This window comes from Nitrosospira multiformis ATCC 25196 (assembly GCF_000196355.1).
GTDB lineage: Bacteria > Pseudomonadota > Gammaproteobacteria > Burkholderiales > Nitrosomonadaceae > Nitrosospira > Nitrosospira multiformis.
In genome coordinates this window covers 1,053,684-1,073,381 of the sequence record NC_007614.1, presented here as the reverse complement: position 1 = coordinate 1,073,381, position 19,698 = coordinate 1,053,684, and the positions used below count along the sequence as shown (strand labels likewise).

The 19,698-nt window shown below is 58.5% G+C and carries 3 protein-coding genes; all 3 read left to right on the top strand.

Annotated features, from left to right (window positions below; genetic code table 11):
* The first annotated feature begins 28 nt into the window (after positions 1–28).
* From NMUL_RS04890 to NMUL_RS04880, 3 genes are read left to right on the top strand one after another with little or no spacing between them, the layout of a single operon-like run.
* The gene (locus tag NMUL_RS04890; RefSeq protein WP_041352391.1) at positions 29–15,643 is read left to right on the top strand and encodes an Ig-like domain-containing protein; all 15,615 of its coding nucleotides are present in this window, start codon (positions 29–31) and stop codon (positions 15,641–15,643) included.
* Positions 15,644–15,678: 35 nt separating this feature from the next.
* Positions 15,679–17,523 (top strand): efflux RND transporter periplasmic adaptor subunit, encoded by a 1,845-nt coding sequence (locus NMUL_RS04885; RefSeq protein WP_011380274.1) that lies wholly within the window; start codon positions 15,679–15,681, stop codon positions 17,521–17,523.
* Between the two features lie 24 nt (positions 17,524–17,547).
* A complete protein-coding gene (locus NMUL_RS04880; RefSeq protein ID WP_011380273.1) occupies positions 17,548–19,695 on the top strand; it encodes a PqqD family peptide modification chaperone in 2,148 nt (715 codons plus the stop codon).
* Positions 19,696–19,698: the final 3 nt, after the last annotated feature.

Below are 19,698 nucleotides of genomic sequence, written 5' to 3'. Positions count from 1 at the left end.
AAATAATACGCTACTAAGGGGAATATTCGTGGCAAAAAAATCCAAGAATCAGCGTGCACGTCTGGACCAGCGTAAGCAATTGAATAATAACCGTGCTAGCCAGCTACTCGATAGTTTGTTGCGCAGGACAGGCGTGCAGGATAGTACGCCCGAAGATTCCCATCATATTCCACAGCACAAGCGGTTGGTGATTGAAGCGCTTGAGCCGAGATTGCTGCTGAGTGCCGATCTCATCGGTTCAATTGACTCATCTTCGCTTGACCGCGATTTCCTTCCTACGGAGCCCGCCTCAATCTCGGTGCTCATTACCAACCAGGGCGATGCACCCGCCACACCCGTTACCGTAAAACTCTTCGCCTCATCCGATTCACAACTGGATGCTGGCGATACCCTGATCGGTACCGCAACCAGTTCTTCCCCGGAATTATTGCCTGGGACATCCACGACACTCGATGTCCCTGTTTCAGTCGGCGCCCTCGATATAGGCAGCTATCAACTCATCGCTTCGGCCGATCCAGATCAGGAAATTGCGGAAGAAGATGAAAACAATAACATTTTCCTGGCGGAGAGAGCCCTGAATATCGCGCGGCAGTTCGGCCAGGTTCCAGGTCATGCATTGCCGACATCGCTGAGCGTCAATGATACAAATGGCACAGCCGTCACTTTCTCCCTGAGTGGCCCCGGATGGGGCGAGGTAACGAGATCCGGAGCGGGCCTTGCCTTGTCGCTCTTTTCTACCGATACCACAAGCGCGTTGACCGTCACCACCAGCGGGAGTCATTCACTTCTGACCGGCTTGGCAGTCGACGGTAATATCAAGTCCATTCTTGCATCGAACCTGGATTTACTGGGAACCGCCCGCATTTCAGGCAGTATTCAGAACATTACGCTAGGCGACGTGAAGGGAACCTCATCGTTGCTGGTGCAAGGGACGGGGTCCGGCATGGCGTTCAGCGCAGGAAGTGTACGCTCACTGGTACTGACCAGTGCAACGCCAATCAATACGGTGGCGGTACAGGAATGGCTTGCGTCTGGTTCTGCCCCCGCATCCATCAATGGACCTTCTTTGGGTACGCTGACTGCCACTGGAGAGTTCTCCGCGGATATCAACTTGTCCGGCGCCCCGGCCACCTCTTATACCCTTGTCAATGCCCAGATTGGCGGCGCCATCAGTGGTGGCTCATGGATAGTGCTGGGTCGTGCAGGCCAGATAGTCGCGCAGTCAACGGACGCATCATGGAAAGCTGCGTTTGCAGCTCCTTTATCTTTATTCTCCACCAGGGGCACCGCCAGCGGCCAGCTTTCCACACCATCCCTGCAGATGCTACAGGTGGGTGGTAACCTGGAGCAGGCGCGCATTATCGTGGGTGCAAACCTGGGGAGCGATGGTGGGCTCGGAGGCACAGGAAGTGCTGCGGATCAGTTTGCCTCAGGCTTGCTTGGCCGGCTCCGTGTTACCGGCTCTGTCATCGACTCCCATGTCTGGGTCGGCATCGACCCGGGCAACGGAATATTCGATGATGGCAACGATGTCGTGACTGGCGGCACGGCGAGCAGAATCCAGGAAATCATCATTGGCGGCAGCCTGAGCTCATCTTCGAACATCATTGCGGGCTCTTTTCCCAGCCTAGTGAAGATCGAGGGCCTGTCTGTCTCGCCATCGACCCTGCCGCAACTGGCCACATCCACAATCGATACCACGAAGCCCAGCGTAAAGGCAGCGCTTTCAAATGATACCGGACGCAGTGCTGATGACCATGTAACATTCGATGCCACGATTGAAGGACTGATTACGGATGCCAATGGTATTGCATCGCTCAAGGCTGGCTTTGATGATGCACTCCTCGCCCCGTATTCCGAAATCCTCAGCGATGTGCAGGCGGATGGCACACTCACTCTTACCGCCGCCCAACTGGCTGTCATCAACGGGTCGGCGCTGACTGACGGCGAGCACACGTTGCATCTTGTCGCCACAGACAAAGCTGGAAACACGCAGGGTTTCGATCTCCGATTCATTCTCGATACTACCGCACCTGGTTCACCCAGCGTCCATCTTGCGGCAGGAGATGATAGCGGAAGCGCAAACGATGACAACGTTACCAACATCAACGCCCCCAGGATCGACGTCAGCGCGGAAGCGGAAACCGCCATCAGGCTTTATATGGGCGCATTACTGGTTGCCGGGATCAGGTCGGGGCCTGAGACTCAGTACCAGCTGGATAAACTGGTTGACGGCGCCTATACGTTGAACGCAACAGCGGAAGACCTGGCTGGCAACGTCAGCAGTGCGTCTCCCGCTCTGCAGTTGACGGTCGACACGACTGCTCCATCGGTACCGACGCTCGCTCTAGCGCAGCAGTCGGATACGGGCACCGTCGGGGACAATACAACGACTAACGAGATCGTGGTTCTGACGGGCTCCACTTCGCCCGGTGCACGTGTCGATCTGGTCCAGGCTGCCCTCAACACAGTAGCGGACAGTCAAGGTGCGTTCAGCTTTACCGGGGTAGCGCTCACACTGGGTGATAACGACTTTACCGTGCGAGCTACCGATGTGGCGGGTAACAGTAGTGAGTTCAGCCAGAAGATCACACGCACCGAAATACCCAGCGGCGGGGACACTGTCCTGCCACAACTGAACGCGGCGCTGGTCAACGACACCGGTTTCAGCGCAACCGACGGCATCACTTCCAACGGAAGCATTATCGGCACGGTCAGCGACAATGTCGGGTTAACCAGTCTCCTGGCAGGTTTTGATGCCATGCCGCCAGAGCAATACCAGGAAATCCTCGACAGCGTTCAAACGGATGGCACGTTCAACCTTACTTCGGCGCAACTGGCGGCAATCAATGGCGCACCGCTGGCTGATGGAGCGCATAACCTGCACCTCATTGCTCGGGATGGAGCCGGAAACACGCGGAGTCTCGAACTGCAATTCGTTCTGGACACGGCCGCCCCGTCGACCCCGACGCTTGGGCTCGCGCCCGAGTCGGACACAGGCACGCTCGGGGACAATACAACGACTAACGACACCGTGGTTCTGACGGGCTCCACTTCGCCCGGTGCACGTGTCGATCTGGTCGAAGCAGCCCTCAATACGGTAGCCGACAGCCAGGGAGCGTTCTCGTTCAGTGAGGTCCCCCTTGCACTCGGTGATAACGACTTTACCGCGCGCGCCACCGATGGGGCGGGTAACAGCAGTGAATTCAGCCAGACGATCAGGCGCAGCGAGATACCCGCCGGCGGTGATACCGTTCTGCCTCAACTGAATGCCGCTTTGACTGGCGATACCGGTGCCAGCGCAACGGATGGCATCACTTCCAGCGTAAGCATCTCCGGCACAGCCAGCGACAATGTGGCGGTCACCAGCCTGCTCGCGGGCTTCGATGCCACTCCTGTCGCGCAATACAGGGAGATAATCAGCCATGTAAGCAGCAATGGTCAGTTCGTACTCGATCTTCCGCGGCTGGAAACCATTTTCGGCGGGACATTGACCGATGGCAGTCATACCCTCCATCTGCAGGCTTTCGATGCGGCAGGAAATGCTTCCGCACAGATCGATGTCGCTTTCACGCTCGATACTGCCGCACCCATCCAGCCCGTGTTCGACCTCGCGGTCACTTCCGATTCCGGAACGGTGGGGGACCATATCACCAACGCAGCCAAGGTCGCCTTGGTGGGAACCTCCGAACCCGGAGTCAGCATATCCGTGGTGGGCACATCCATTTCAGCGCTTGCAAACAACCTGGGCAACTTCCAGTTGGCCGGCATTTCATTGCAGGATGGCGCCAATGTCCTGACCCTGCGCGCCATTGATGCAGCGGGAAATACCTCGGAGCGCAGCCTCACCTTCCAGCGCACCGGAGAGATAACGCAGGATCAGGCGCTGTTCTGGAACAGTAAGGCGCTCGAAGCCATACGCCTCGATGTGACTGACCCCCCAATCGCGACCCGTCTGCTCGCCATGGTGAGTCTGGCAATCTACGACAGCCTGGCCGCGATCGATGGCACTCAGGCATACCTGGTCAAGCTCAGCGCCACGGGCCCTGTTTCCGCCGATGCCGCAGTGGCGGCAGCAGCTCATCGGGTTCTTACTGTGGAATATCCTGGCCAGAAAGGAACCTTCGACGCCGCGCTGGCAGCTTCCCTGGCTAAAGTCGCGGAAGGACCGGCCAAGGATGCCGGCATTGCACTGGGCACAGCAGTGGCCGATACCGTTCTCGCGTTGCGCGGCAACGATGGTGCACAGACCTTTGTGGATTATCCGGGCAGTACCGAGCTGGGCAAATGGCGGCCAACTGGTCCGATGTTCGATGTTCCAGATCAACCGCAATGGTCAACCGTTACCCCATTTGCTTTAAGCGCCGCGAATCAGTTCCGTCCCCCCGCGCCACCGGCGCTTGACTCATCTGAGTATGCACAGTCCGTGGAAGAAGTTCGCAGCGTGGGCAGCGCCAACAGCACAACGCGAACCGCTGACCAGACGGAGCAGGCCCAGTTCTGGGCAGATGGTATGGGTAGCTACACGCCGCCCGGCCACTGGAACCAGATTGCGGAGGAAATTGCGCGGGCGCAGGGCAACAGCCTCAGTGCCAATGCCCGGCTGTTTGCCATGCTCAATATAGCTCTGGCTGACGCAGCCATCGCCTGCTGGGACGCAAAATATACCTACGGCTTGTGGCGTCCGGAAACGGCGATCAACAACGCCGATCTGGACAACAACGCAGCCACCATCAAGGAAGAGGGCTGGAAACCGCTGCTCATCACCCCGGCCCATCCGGAATATGTCTCGGGACACTCCACATTCAGTGCCGCCGCCGCCGGCATTCTCAATCAAGTCTTCGGCAACGATACCTCCTTTTCCACCACTTCCTACACGCTTCCCGGTGTCACCCGCAGCTTCGACAACTTCGATGCGGCCGCCGGCGAAGCGGGGCGCAGTCGCGTCTACGGGGGCATTCATTACGAATTTACCAACCAGGCCGGGCAGACTCTGGGGCACCAGGTGGCCGAGGCAGTACTGGCCCGCTTCGCGCTCGATGCGGATACCCAGGCACCAATGGTCATCGCCCAGGATACACCTGTCGCGCTCAATACCAACCTCGCTCTCAGCGGCCAGATTCTGGACAATCTCTCGGGTGTTGTGAGCGCGCAGTATCGGATCGACGGGGGTGATCTGAAGGATCTCGCGCTCGATGCGGATGGCAAATTCAGCATCACTACTGCTTTTGCACTTGACGGCACGGCGGATGGCAGCCACACAGTCACCATCCTGGCGCGCGATGCCGCGGGCAACCTCGCCGCCGGATTCAACCGCAGCTTCACCCTCGATACCCAAGCACCCGCGCTCGACCTTGCAAGCCTCGCTGATGGTGCAACCCTTTCCGCTGCCAGCCGCGTAACGGGAACGGCTGATCCCACCGGCACCTGGCTCGTGGAATTGTTCTACACCGTGGATGGCGGGCAGAAGCACAGTCTGATTTTCGATACAACCACCGGAAGTTTCGATCAGGCATTGATCCTGGGTAACCTGGGGATCGGCGACCATAAGCTCGCGCTCAACGCCAGGGATGCGGCCGGCAACACGGCGAATGTCATACGAGAGGTCAAGGTCGAGGCGCTGGCACCCTTCACCATCACGCGGGTGACGCCCACCGGAGGCACCGGGGACGTGGGCGTCACCTATCGTCCGCAGGTATTTTTCTCGCGCGAGGTCAACCCCAATACGTTGACCGCTAATACCTTCTACGCCACCGGGCCGGATGGCACTAAACTCGATACCACCATCGTTCCTGCACTCGATGGCAGCTTCGCCTGGGTGTTCTTCGACAAGCCCATGCCGGGCGGCTCCAACATCACGCTGCACCTGAATGGCTCCGCCATTCGCGCCCAGGCTGACGGGGCTTTCCTGGACGCGGATGGAAATGGCGCGGCGGGCGGCGAATTCACCTGGAGTTTTACCAGCATCAGCAGCACTGTCGTCGCCGGCACAAAGCTGGTTGGCAAAGTTGTGGATCCCGGCCCCGACCTGCTGCCTATGACGTTCGATGACATCCGCCGTGGCCCGGATGGCGTCATCCATACCCCGGACGACGTTTTCCTCAACCCCATCGCGCACGCCAAGGTTTACATCATCGGTCTGGAAGACAAGGTGGTCTACACCGACGCCAATGGCAACTTCGAGCTGACCGAGGTACCGGTAGGGGAAGTCAAGGTCGTCGTGGATGGGCGCACAGCCACCAATGCGCCGGAGGGGATCTTCTTCCCTGAGATGGTCATGTCGACACAACTGCTGCCTGGCATCACCAACACGGTAATGGGCAGCATGGGCTCCAACGAGGAACGGCTTGCCAATGCGGACCGGCGCGAAGTCTACCTGCCACGCGTGCAGACCTCCGCTCTCCAGCAGATCAGCCAGACGGAAACCACCGTTGTCACTGTCGACGACAAATCCGCGCCGGACCTGACGGGCGAGCAGCGCAGCCAGCTCACCTTGACCGTCCCGCCCGGCAGCGCCGTGGGGTTCGACGGCAAGGTATTGGATGACGTCAAGATCGGCATCAACACCGTACCGCCGGAACTCGTGCGCGACATGCTGCCGCCAGGCGTCTTGCAGCACAGCTTCGATATCACCATACAGGCGCCGGGCGTCAACACGTTCACCCAGCCCGTACAGATTACCTTCCCGAACGTGTTCAATGCTGCTCCGGGAACTAAGCTCAACATTCTGAGCTTCGATCATACGACCGGATTGCTGGTGATCAGCGGCACCGGGACGGTATCTGCCGATGGAAAAACAGTGGTGTCAGATGAAGGGTCAGGGGTTATGGCACCGGGGTGGCATGGGATGACACCGCCAGGCTCGCCGACTAATGGTCCGAATCCCCCAAGAGATCCATTACCCGAGGAAGACTGTGACGAGTTAGGTGCAGCAAAGGATGCGCTCTTAGATCGCGTCCCTGCCGCTGTTGATAGTCTCATACGCAATCTGGTCAAGAACATTGCGGGTCTGCGTGAGTTCTATACCATCATGAGTGAGTCTGCTCAAATGGCCACCACAATGATTGAACAATTTGCCGAATTTAAAAAGCAGGTTGATAGTGGTGGGGATCCTAGTGCCCTTAGATTAGGATTTGAATTAATCAAAACGAACAAGGATCGGTGGAAAGCTATATATGAGGCCGTGGTCGAACAAGCGACGTCAAAAAATCCTGTTGGACTGTTGGAAAAAACGCTTGAAGCGGCTAAACCTATCCTTGAGGAACTTAGCGAAGCCTGCGACTCGCTTGTTAAAGCCCTAAAGGAGCATGATTGTCCGACTTTTTGGGTCGAGGTCGGTTGCAGTGCGATAGATGTCGCGGAGTTTACGGTTAGCAACGCCGAAAGCCTTTTAGACTTGGTTAGAGGGGGCATTAAGAATTTAATAACAAAAGCGGGCTTCGAAGCGGTATGCATAGGTCTTGATGCTATCGAAGTCGCGCTGGGAATCGGTGATATTGAAGCGCAATCGACAGAATCGGGAAGTATTCTCACATCGGGAGTAGCTTTCATAGCGAATTCAAGTAAGACCGCTGTCGCCACTACATCGGATGACCTGCTTGCAGCCACCAACAACACTTTTACTGCCTTATTGGCTCACCAACGGGAATTAATCGACTCCTCTGCGATCAGCATAGGCGATCTTGAATCAAAGGTCCTTAATGTAGGCAGTACACTAGCAGATGGAATAGCTAGCATTGTAGGAAACCCAGGCAACGCTTTTTTCTTGATAACGGATTTAAGAACGGGGTTCGAACTTCGAGGACAAACAGCTGCAGATGGAACCATAGATACGATGCTTCCTGCCGATTCTAAGCTTAGAGTTGAAATCTATGACGCTGCTTCTGGCCGCTACGGTTGGGCCGAATTCAGTAGTTCCGCCTCCGGTACAAGCACGAGAATTCCAAATCCGCTCTATTTGTCAGCTAGCAGACTTATTGATTTGGACTCAGACAGTTTACCTGATGTTGCTGAAAAAATAATTGGAACAAATCTTTTAGATCGAGATACTGACGGAGACGGCATTCTTGACTTCTCTGAATTACTGCAGGGCCTCAATCCACTTGGCGGGCTTGGCATTCCCACAGGTGTGGTGTCTGCGACAACTCTCCAGGGCACAGCCGAAGCGGTGTCAGTTGCAGGGTCTACTTCCGATGCGTCGAAACTAACTGCTTATGTCGCCACCGGTAGTTCTGGTCTGGCCGTAGTCGACGTATCACGGTTCACCAAACCTACATTACTTGCCGAGCTAAAGCTCTCCGGCTCAAACAAAGATGTCGCCGTAGATGCAGTCCGTGGACTGGCCGCTGTGGCGGCTAACGAGGGTGGACTGCATATCATCGATGTCTCGAACCCTGTTTTGCCCGTCCTGCGACAAACGATAACCTTTGGCGATTTCGTCACGCAGGTCAAAGTGCGCGATGGTCTCGCTTATATCGCAGTTGGGGATAGCGTCGCAGCCGTGGACTTGAATACGGGGGATATACGCCAGACTCTGGATCTGGGGAATTCTAGTGGGACGACACTGACCGGCCTGGCGCTCGAAGGCAAGACACTTTACACCATGGATACCAACCGTACGCTGCGTGCAATCAGTATAGATGGCGATTTGCTCACCCTGCGCGATTCGCTAGTGCTGGACGCCGGCGGCGGCAAGCTCTTCGTGGGTGGCGGCGTGGCCTATGTCGGCACTGCCACCGATTTCACCCAGGGGTACAGCACGGTCGATGTCTCCGACCCTGCCGACTTGAAATTGATTAGCAGCATCGATGCAGCCAATATAGCCGGTCAGTCGCTGGCTGCCACCGGTTCCGGGCTGCTCGTCACCGCCGGCAATCTGCGCGGTCCACGCGGCGAGCAGATTTATGCACTGGATGTCAGCAGCAGCAACGATCCCACCAATACCGGCAGCTTCATCACCCGCATCAACCTGCCGGCTGCTCCCAGGGATGTGGTGCTCGCCAACGGTCTCGCCTTCGTCGCCGATGGCGCAGCCGGACTGCAGATCGTCAACTACATAGGGTTTGATACCAAGGGTGTCGCCCCCACGGTATCCATCGAGGTGGATGGGATCGATGTCGATCCGGAAAAGGCCGGCATCCAGGTGCTGGAAGGCCGCACGGTCAGTGTCATTCCCACTGTGACCGATGATGTGCAGGTGCGCAATGTCGAGCTGCTGGTCAACGGGCAGGTGGTATCGAACGACGCCGCCTTCCCGTTCGAACTGTTCGCACAGGCGCCAACGATCGCACAAAGCGGCAACAAGCTGACCATCCAGGTCCGCGCCACGGATACAGGCGGCAACGCCACACTGTCTGATCCGGTGGTGCTGGACGTGGTACCTGACACCTTCGCACCCCAGGTGACGAAGATGAGCCTGGATGAGGGCGCACGCGTCTTCTTCGTCCGTTCGATCGACGTGTCGTTCGACGAGCCGCTGGATCTTGCCAAGCTGAACCTGTCGGGCATTGAGCTGATAAACACCGGTTCGGATGGCGTCGCGGGCACGGCGGATGACAGGGCAATCGATGTGCGGCTGGATACCCGCTCCTTCGGCCAATCGCTCTCCATCCTGCCGAATGGCTACCTGCTGCCCGGAACCTACCAGTTGCGCATCGATCCGTCGGTGATAGCGGACAAGGCGGGCAATGCGCTTACCGCGCCCATTGTCCTTAATTTCACCATCCGTCCTGCCAGCGATATCCGCGCGGGCAGCGGCATGCCTGAAATCACCCAGGCGCCCTCTGCCAATCCAGGCCAGGAAATCGGCCTACCCGTTCCCTTCGATCCTGCCACGGCCCGCACCACATTCAACGTGATCGATGCGAGTGGAAACAAAACCACGCGTGACGTGGTGGTCAGTCGTTTTGATGCTACGCAGGGCCTGGCTTATTTCAGGGTGCCGCTGGATGCGGTCACCGGCGAGATCCAGGTGTTTTCACAGGTCGGCAGTACCAAAACGACTTTTGCGGATGGGACATTCCTGCTGCAGATACTTCCTGTGATTGTGGACGTTCAGGTACAGGGAGTGGCGAGTGATGGCAGCAGTGCGACGGTAGTGATCAGCGGACTGGGGTTTGTGGAAGGCAACAACAGCGAATACCGGTTCGGGAGCGACGTGGTGCTGGATGCGGGGGTGAACACCGGGCCGGACGTTTATTACGGATATGTCAATGGGGTGTACACCGCCAACGGCCAGGTCACAGTGACGGTGCCGCTGTCGAGCGGCACCTTCGGCCCCATCAGCATCAGGACCGCGGGCGGCGCCAGCGCGAGCTACAGCGTCAACTTGAGCGGCATAGCCGCCACGGCCTTGAGCGGCACACCCGCGGATGCGGACGAGGCCTCGGCCAATCCGGGGCAGGCGGTCACCCTGCAGGGCACGGGGCTATCCACCGCCACCGATGTGCTGCTGCGCTGGACCGATGTCAACGGCGATGCGCGGATGACCCGCCTGAGTCCGACCAGCGCGGCGGCCGATGGCAGCAGCGCCACGCTCGTCATTCCGGAATACGCCAATGGGGTAGCCAGTTTGCAGGTATTCGGCTCGGCCAGCCAGCCCCTGCTGCAGATCGTGCCCAAGCTTACCGGCTTTGATGTGCAGAGTGGCGCACTGTACCTGTACGGCTCGGGTTTCGTGGAAGGCGCGAGCAGCTATGGCTTTGCCGGCGCAACGGTAGCCGACAGCCGGGTCAATGGTGGAGTGGATGTGTACTACAACACCGACCAGAATGGGCGCGCCTATCTGGATAACAGTACTCTGCCGCGCCACGGCCTGGGGGGGCTCACCGTCACTACCGCGGGCGGCACCTCCGCGGCGCTGGATCTCAACCTGCTGCGCTCGGGCAGCGACACGGGGGCGATAGGTCTTCTGGGCGATGTGGCGGTGGATCCTGTCACGGGAGCGTTGTGGGTGAGCGACAACAGCAATCCCGGCCATATCCTGCGCATCGATGAAGCCAGCGGCGCGATCCTGCAGACCATCACGCTCACCGATGCCTTTGGCGCGCCTTATGCCTTCAGCCTGGCGGGGCTGCAGGTGCTGGGCGAGGCGATCAATCTCAATGGGACCAACGTGCCTCAAGGCAGCCTGCTGCTGTTCAATGGCTACGCCAGCCCAGACCGGGTGGTTGCCGTCAATGCGGCAAATGGGGCGGTGATTGCGAGCCTCACGCTGGGGCAGAACTACGATCTTGCCGCCGGTGTGTTCGATGCGGCCAGCGGCCACCTGTTCGTGACGGATGCGCGCAATTCGGGCAACCGCATCGTGGAGATCAATGCCGCGACCGGTGCCGAGATCGCGAGTTTCGCGGTGCCTTTCACCACATACAGCTATGCCGGCCTGACGATCGATCCGGTCACGGGCAACCTGTGGCTGGGAACCTATTCTGCAGCCGCCACGCTGGTGGAGTTCACCCGCACCGGCACGGAAGTGCGCCGCATCGATCTTGCCTCCCAGGGTGTCAACGACAGTGAGATCTCCGGCTTGGCCTTTGCCCCGGATGGCTCGCTGCGTGTCGCTTCATCCAATGGCGTGGTGTACCGGATCGATCCTGCGCATGATGACGCGGTTCAGCGCGCCACACTCACGCAGGTCCTGGCTTCCGCCACCGATGGCGTGGCTGCACAGAGCGGCGTGGCCGCGGCCAATATCGGCCAGATCATCGAACTGCGCGGCACCAACTTCGGGGCGGGCACCCAGGTATTGTTCAACACCCGCGACAGCAACGGCAACACCAGCATAGTCGCCATCAAGCCTCTGGCGATAAATGATGCGGGCACGCGTTTGCAGGTGCTGGTGCCCGACCTGGCTGCGACCGGAGAGGTCAAGGTCGTCAATACAGGCGCCAGCAACCTCGGTTTCACCAGCTACAACGATGCCATCTACCGCAATGTCACGACCACCTTTACGGCCAATAGCAGCACGGCCGTGCTGCGCTTTGCCGACGGCGGGCTGCAGGATATCAACGACGAGAGCTGGGGCATCGACAACGTTGTCGTCAAGCAAGGCTCAACTACTGTATTTGCGGACACCTTTGAAGGCGGGGCCAAGGCCAACTGGAGCAACCAGATAACCAATCGCAATGCCTTGGGCACCTTCAGCGAATTCTCCGGGCGCTTTGGCAATGCGAGCCAGGTGCTGAACCTGAGCGGGCTGACTGCCGGGCAGACCTATACCCTGAGCTTCGATCTGTATGCGCTGGACAGCTGGGAGGGGAGCCATCCCACCGCTGGCCCGGATCTCATCCAGATCACGGCCGACGGGCAGCAGATCTTCCGGGAAACCTTCGCCAATTACTATCCGGATGCACAATCGGTACAAACTTATGGCGCCAGCAGCGGCATACGCCTGCAGATCGTGCCGACTCTGAGTGGTCTGAGCGGGCGGCCGGGCAGCGACAATGCCTTCAACCTCATCGGCTCGGGCTTCATGGAAGGAACCAGCACCGTGACCATCGGCGGCAGGGTCTTTACTGGCGCTGCGGTCAATGGCGTGGATGTCAGCGGGACGCGCAACGACACCCTGGGCGTGATAGCCCCACGTACGCTCGATGGCGCCATCCGCGTGACCACCGAAGGCGGCTATGCCGAGATCGCAGGCTCGGCCTTCGGGACGCAGCCGACCGTTCTCTTCACCGGTCTTACCGCGTCAGCCAATAGCGGTACGGTGGCCGATGCCACCAAGGCCTCGGCCAACACCGGGCAGACCATCACGCTTACCGGACAGGCTTTCACCGCCCAGACCCTGGTGCAGTTTACCGGGATCGACGACAGCGGGGCGCTGGGCACCATTACCCGCACCGGCACGCCGGGCAGCGGTGGCACCAGTCTCAGCATCGAAGTACCTGCGCTGGCGCGCACGGGCAAGGTCACGGTGCTGGGCAGCAACGCGGGCTTCGACCTGCAGATCGTGCCCACCCTCAAGTCGCTTGGAGGCAGCTTGGCACCAGGCAGCACCGTGGTGCTGGAAGGCACTGGGCTGGTCGGTTCCGAACTGACCGTGCAGATCGATGGCCGCGCCACCGGCAGCTTCAATGTACGCACTGTGTTCGAGGGTCTTGGCAGCAGTTCGGCAGATCAGCAGTTGCTGACCCTGACCGTACCCACCGGGGTGACAACAGGCATCATCACCGTCAGCACCCGCGGTGGAACGGCCAGCCTGGCAGGCAGGAATCTCTCGGGCATCAGCGCCATTGCTGGCAGCGGCACGCCTGCCAGCAGTGGCATTGCTTCCGCCAACACCGGTCAGACCATCACCTTGCAAGGCAGCGGCCTACAAGGCAGCGACAGGGTGGTGTTTACCACCATCGACAGTTCCGGTCGGCTGGCTGAGCGAGCTATCGTGCCGGCGAGCGTGGCTGCGGATGGCAACAGCATGACGGTGGTCGTGCCCGTTGACGCGACCACCGGCACGCTGCGTCTTGCCCGAGACAGCAGCGGCGTGTTGCTGCAGATCGTGCCCACACTAGGCGATATCAGTGCCAGCCTCAACAGTATTTACAACGGTGGCTTCCTGACGCTCAGCGGCAGCGGTTTTGCCGAAGGCGCCATTGCCGTATTGTTCGGTGGTCAGCGACTGAACGATTCATCACGGAATACCGGACCGGACGTTTATCAAGGTTATGTCGATGGCAAGACAGCCTTGGGCTATGGAGAGAATACGACCCTCAATCTGATTGTACCTACGAACGTCCCCACTGGCCCCATTCAGGTCGCCACCATTGGTGGCACCAGCGCTGCTTTCGGCTTGAGCATCACCGGCATTACGGCCAGCGCCGACAGCGGCACGCCTGCCAACAGTACCCAGGCCTCAGCCGTGCCCGGCCAGACCATCAAGCTGCAAGGCAGCGGGCTGGATGCCAGCACGGATGTGGTGTTCGAGACGGTGGACAATAACGGCAACCGCAGCCAGTTGATTGTGCGGCCCGCTACCGTCAATGCGGGGGGCACGGAAATCCAGGTGGCGGTGCCATTGAATGCGGTTACCGGCACGGTGCGTGTGGTGGGCGACCGCAACGCCAGCGCACTGGCCTTGCAGATACTTCCTGTGATTGTGGACGTTCAGGTACAGGGAGTGGCGAGTGATGGCAGCAGTGCGACGGTAGTGATCAGCGGACTGGGGTTTGTGGAAGGCAACAACAGCGAATACCGGTTCGGGAGCGACGTGGTGCTGGATGCGGGGGTGAACACCGGGCCGGACGTTTATTACGGATATGTCAATGGGGTGTACACCGCCAACGGCCAGGTCACAGTGACGGTGCCGCTGTCGAGCGGCACCTTCGGCCCCATCAGCATCAGGACCGCGGGCGGCGCCAGCGCGAGCTACAGCGTCAACTTGAGCGGCATAGCCGCCACGGCCTTGAGCGGCACACCCGCGGATGCGGACGAGGCCTCGGCCAATCCGGGGCAGGCGGTCACCCTGCAGGGCACGGGGCTATCCACCGCCACCGATGTGCTGCTGCGCTGGACCGATGTCAACGGCGATGCGCGGATGACCCGCCTGAGTCCGACCAGCGCGGCGGCCGATGGCAGCAGCGCCACGCTCGTCATTCCGGAATACGCCAATGGGGTAGCCAGTTTGCAGGTATTCGGCTCGGCCAGCCAGCCCCTGCTGCAGATCGTGCCCAAGCTTACCGGCTTTGATGTGCAGAGTGGCGCACTGTACCTGTACGGCTCGGGTTTCGTGGAAGGCGCGAGCAGCTATGGCTTTGCCGGCGCAACGGTAGCCGACAGCCGGGTCAATGGTGGAGTGGATGTGTACTACAACACCGACCAGAATGGGCGCGCCTATCTGGATAACAGTACTCTGCCGCGCCACGGCCTGGGGGGGCTCACCGTCACTACCGCGGGCGGCACCTCCGCGGCGCTGGATCTCAACCTGCTGCGCCCGGGCAGCGACACGGGGGCGATAGGTCTTCTGGGCGATGTGGCGGTGGATCCTGTCACGGGAGCGTTGTGGGTGAGCGACAACAGCAATCCCGGCCATATCCTGCGCATCGATGAAGCCAGCGGCGCGATCCTGCAGACCATCACGCTCACCGATGCCTTTGGCGCGCCTTATGCCTTCAGCCTGGCGGGGCTGCAGGTGCTGGGCGAGGCGATCAATCTCAATGGGACCAACGTGCCTCAAGGCAGCCTGCTGCTGTTCAATGGCTACGCCAGCCCAGACCGGGTGGTTGCCGTCAATGCGGCAAATGGGGCGGTGATTGCGAGCCTCACGCTGGGGCAGAACTACGATCTTGCCGCCGGTGTGTTCGATGCGGCCAGCGGCCACCTGTTCGTGACGGATGCGCGCAATTCGGGCAACCGCATCGTGGAGATCAATGCCGCGACCGGTGCCGAGATCGCGAGTTTCGCGGTGCCTTTCACCACATACAGCTATGCCGGCCTGACGATCGATCCGGTCACGGGCAACCTGTGGCTGGGAACCTATTCTGCAGCCGCCACGCTGGTGGAGTTCACCCGCACCGGCACGGAAGTGCGCCGCATCGATCTTGCCTCCCAGGGTGTCAACGACAGTGAGATCTCCGGCTTGGCCTTTGCCCCGGATGGCTCGCTGCGTGTCGCTTCATCCAATGGCGTGGTGTATGAGGCTTTGGTATGAAACAAATGAGTGACAGACCAGACAGGGGTAGTTAAGTGACACAGCCCGCGTCGAATGCAGAGACTTCGACCCCAGGGATTTCTGCTGAATCAAAAGATCAAGTAACTCTATACGGCGTTTCCAGCGGATACCGCACTGGCCAAGGCCCTTCACAAGCATGGCTTGGGCGTCTGTGCGGCATGCTGGACGGGGTCGAAACGGGCCTTCTTGTAATAGAGGAATCCGCTAATACTTATGTTCCAGCAGGTATTTGGCCTCATGGAACACGGGATGTCACTCATCTTGGCAGCGCCGTGCAAAAGTGCCTTATTTGCCGGGCAGGCAACACGCAGCCCGGAAAAACCGATCAAACGATTCTGATTACCTGGCCCATCGAGCTGAATGGACGCCTGCACGGAGCGGTAGCGCTTGAGGTCACGCAGCGTCCCGCTGCCGCGCTGCAAAAGATAAATCAGCAATTAAGTTGGGGAATGGGATGGTTTGAATCCCATTTCTGGCGCCAGAAAAGTACTGACGATTCTCGGCAACTGGAACGCGCGGCGATAGCGCTGGATGTAGCCGCGCTGGCAGGAGAACACCCAAAGCTCGAAGATGCTTCCCTCGCGATTGCAAACGAACTATGCAAACGTCTTGCCTGCACGCGAATCGCGATTGGCATGGAGCGAAAAAATCAGGTTCACCTGATTGCACTTTCCAACTCTGCCTGGTTTGAAAAAAAAAGCCAGTTTGTGACCGAAATCGAGAATGCCATGGACGAAGCGCTCGATCAGCGTAAAACCATCGCATATCCCCCGATCGAGGGACTGACCAAAGGCATTGCGGTAGCAAACAAGGATATAGCCAAGACAGGTTCGGTTCTGTCCATAGTACTGTGGAGCGCCGGGCGAGGCGTGGGCGTGATTACATTGGAGCGAGCAGAAACACGCTTTATGCTCGCCGACGTGGAGCTATGCCAGGCTACGGCGTCGTTAATCGGCCCCATCTTGGATATGAAAGAGGATGCGACTCATTGGATTGCGGGTCGCTCCGCGCAGCAGCTGCGCGCAGCTGCTCAAGCTCTGGTGGATCCACGTCGCCCGAGTTTCCGCTACGCTGCTGCTTTCCTGCTGGCATTTCTGATTTTCATTTCGGTATTTGAAGCTGAATACCGGGTCCCCGCCAAAGCAGTGCTGGAAGGTGAGGTCCAGCGGGCGGTCGTTGCGCCCTTTGAAGGCTATATCGCTCAAGCTTATATACGGGCCGGTCAAACCGTGAAACACGGACAATTGCTTGCCAAGCTGGATGATCGCGATTTGCTGGTAGAGCGCCAGAAATGGCTGAGCGAATTTGAGCAGAATGATCGTAAGTACCGCGATGCGCTTGCCAAACGAGATCGACCGCAAGTTCGTATTCTGGTGGCGCAAGTCGCGCAAGCGGAGGCCCAGCTGACCCTCGTGGAAGAAAAGCTGGCGCGCACTGCCATTCGTGCCCCTTTTGACGGGATCGTGGTGACGGGTGATCTGAGCCAGATGTTTGGAAGCCCGGTGGAGCGAGGGAAACTTTTGTTTGAAGTTGCACCGCTCGATGCCTACAGGGTCATACTCAAGGTCGATGAGCGGGATATTCGTGATGTGGCGGCAGGACAAAAAGGCACTATTGTTCTGTCCGGCCTATCAGCCGAGTCCATGCCTCTGGAGGTGATCAATATCTCAATCGCCGAAGCCGAAGAGGGGCACAATTATTTTCGTGTCGAGGCGAAGCTTCAGCATGCCCCTCCACGACTTCGCCCCGGGATGGAGGGCGTAGGGAAAATTAGTGTCGGTGAACGAACGTTGATCTGGATATGGACCCATCGATTTATCGACTGGCTGCGTATGCTGAGCTGGAACTGGCTGCCGTGAACCTGAATCCATAGGAAGCAGGTAGTGGCTGAATCTTCCCTGAGTAGCTCCTGGTATCGTGTCGCTGATCTGAAACCGGTCCTGCGGACGCATGCCAAGGTGCACCGCCATCGTTTTCGGGGGCGGGCCTGGTATGTATTACAGGATCCGGCCACAGGCCGCATGCATCGTTTCGCGCCGGGTGCATATCTCGCTATCAGCCTGATGGACGGGAAACATACCGTCGAGGAAATCTGGGTGCTGGTTGCAAAGGAGCTTGAGGCAGCGGCGCCGTCTCAGGACGACATGATTCAACTCCTTACCCAGTTGCATATGGCAGACATACTGCAAAGTGATGTGTCGCCGGATTTGCTGGAGCTATCCCAACGCAGAGTCAAGCAACGGCAGTCGAAATGGATAAAAAATTTCCTGAATCCGATGTCGATCCGTTTTCCCCTGTGGGATCCGGATCGTTTCATCAACCTCACTTATCCCTATCTTAAGTGGCTCTTCACCTGGCGTGGCGGCCTTCTCTGGCTGGCAGTGGTGACACCCGCTTTAATCATGACAGCCTCCCACTGGGAGGATTTGACGCAGAACCTCAGTGACCGGGTTTTGTCATCCAGCAATCTGCTCGCCCTTTGGCTGGTTTTTCCTCTGGTGAAACTGCTGCATGAACTGGGCCATGCCTATACGACCAAGGCCGGTGGCGGCGAAGTGCATGAAATGGGAATCATGCTCCTCGTGCTGATGCCTGTTCCTTACGTGGACGCAACCGCCGCAACGGCATTTCGCAGTAAGCGGCGTCGTGCTCTGGTTGGAGCGGCCGGAATGATGGTCGAGTTGTTCCTGGCTGCTCTGGCCATGTATGTATGGCTGGTAGTTGAACATGGAATAATCCACGCTTTGGCCTTTAACGTGATTTTCGTTGCCGGGCTATCCACCATTGTCTTTAACGGCAATCCGCTATTACGTTTTGACGGTTACTACATTCTTAGCGACCTGATCGAGATTCCAAATCTCGCCAGTCGCGCCAACCAGTACGTGGGATACCTTGTCCAGCGTTATGCATTCCGAAAACGGGATGTACAGCCGCTCCCAGAAACCAGAAGCGAGCGATTATGGCTGGTGTTTTACGCGCTGGCGTCATTCGCTTATAGGCTGTTTGTGACATTTGCAATCGTCGTGTTCATTGCAGGCGAGTTATTCTTTGTCGGGGTGATCCTTGCGATGTGGAGTGTTGCCAGTATGCTCGTAATTCCAATCGTGAAGGGAATTCATCATGTGTTTTATAGCCCCGCGCTTCATCGGCAGCGGCGCCGTGCAGTAGGTGTCACTTTGGGGGGAATTGCCTTCATCGTCCTGTTCTCTTTGGCGGTACCTATGCCGTTTTATCGTCATGCCGAAGGCGTGATCTGGATACCGGAAGATGCGGAGATTCGGGCAAACACCGCAGGGTTCGTGCAGCGGTTATTGGTGGATTCGGGAGTGCAGGTTAACAAGGGAGAAATGGTGATTGAGTCCAGTGATCCTGACCTCATCACGCAATTGTTATCCCAGCGGTCACGAGTAGACCAATTGGTGGTTCAATACTCATCAAGCTTTCTTGAAGACCGCTTACAGGCGGCTATTACCCATGACGAACTGGAAAAAGAGCGCACTCTGCTAGCCAGACTGGAAAATCGTGTCGAGGAGTTGATGGTAGAAGCTCGGACATCAGGGCGACTGGTAATTCCAAACGCACCCGATTTACCGGGTAAATTTATGCAACAAGGGGAACTCGTGGGATATGTATTGGAAGGGCCAATAAGAACGGTTCGAGTTGTGCTTACCCAGGATGACATCGATGTTGTTCGCAGTGGCCTCAAAAGCGTACATCTCAAGTTGATCGATCGCCTGAGCGATACTTATCCGGCACAGGTGTTGCGGGAGGTGCCCGGCGGGCGCGACCAGCTTCCCAGCAAGGCATTGGCGCTTGAGCATGGTGGAATTCACGCCACTGATCCTCGTGATGAGAATGGAACGAAAACACTTGCGCGCGTATTCCAGTTCGATTTGCTGCTTCCTCCATCGGTAGGAGATGTGTCACTGGGAGCGCGTGTCCATGTCCGTTTTGATCTCGCTCCAGAACCCCTGGCATTCCGCTGGTACCGGGCATCGCGGCAACTCCTGTTATCGAACTTCAATGTCTAAAGC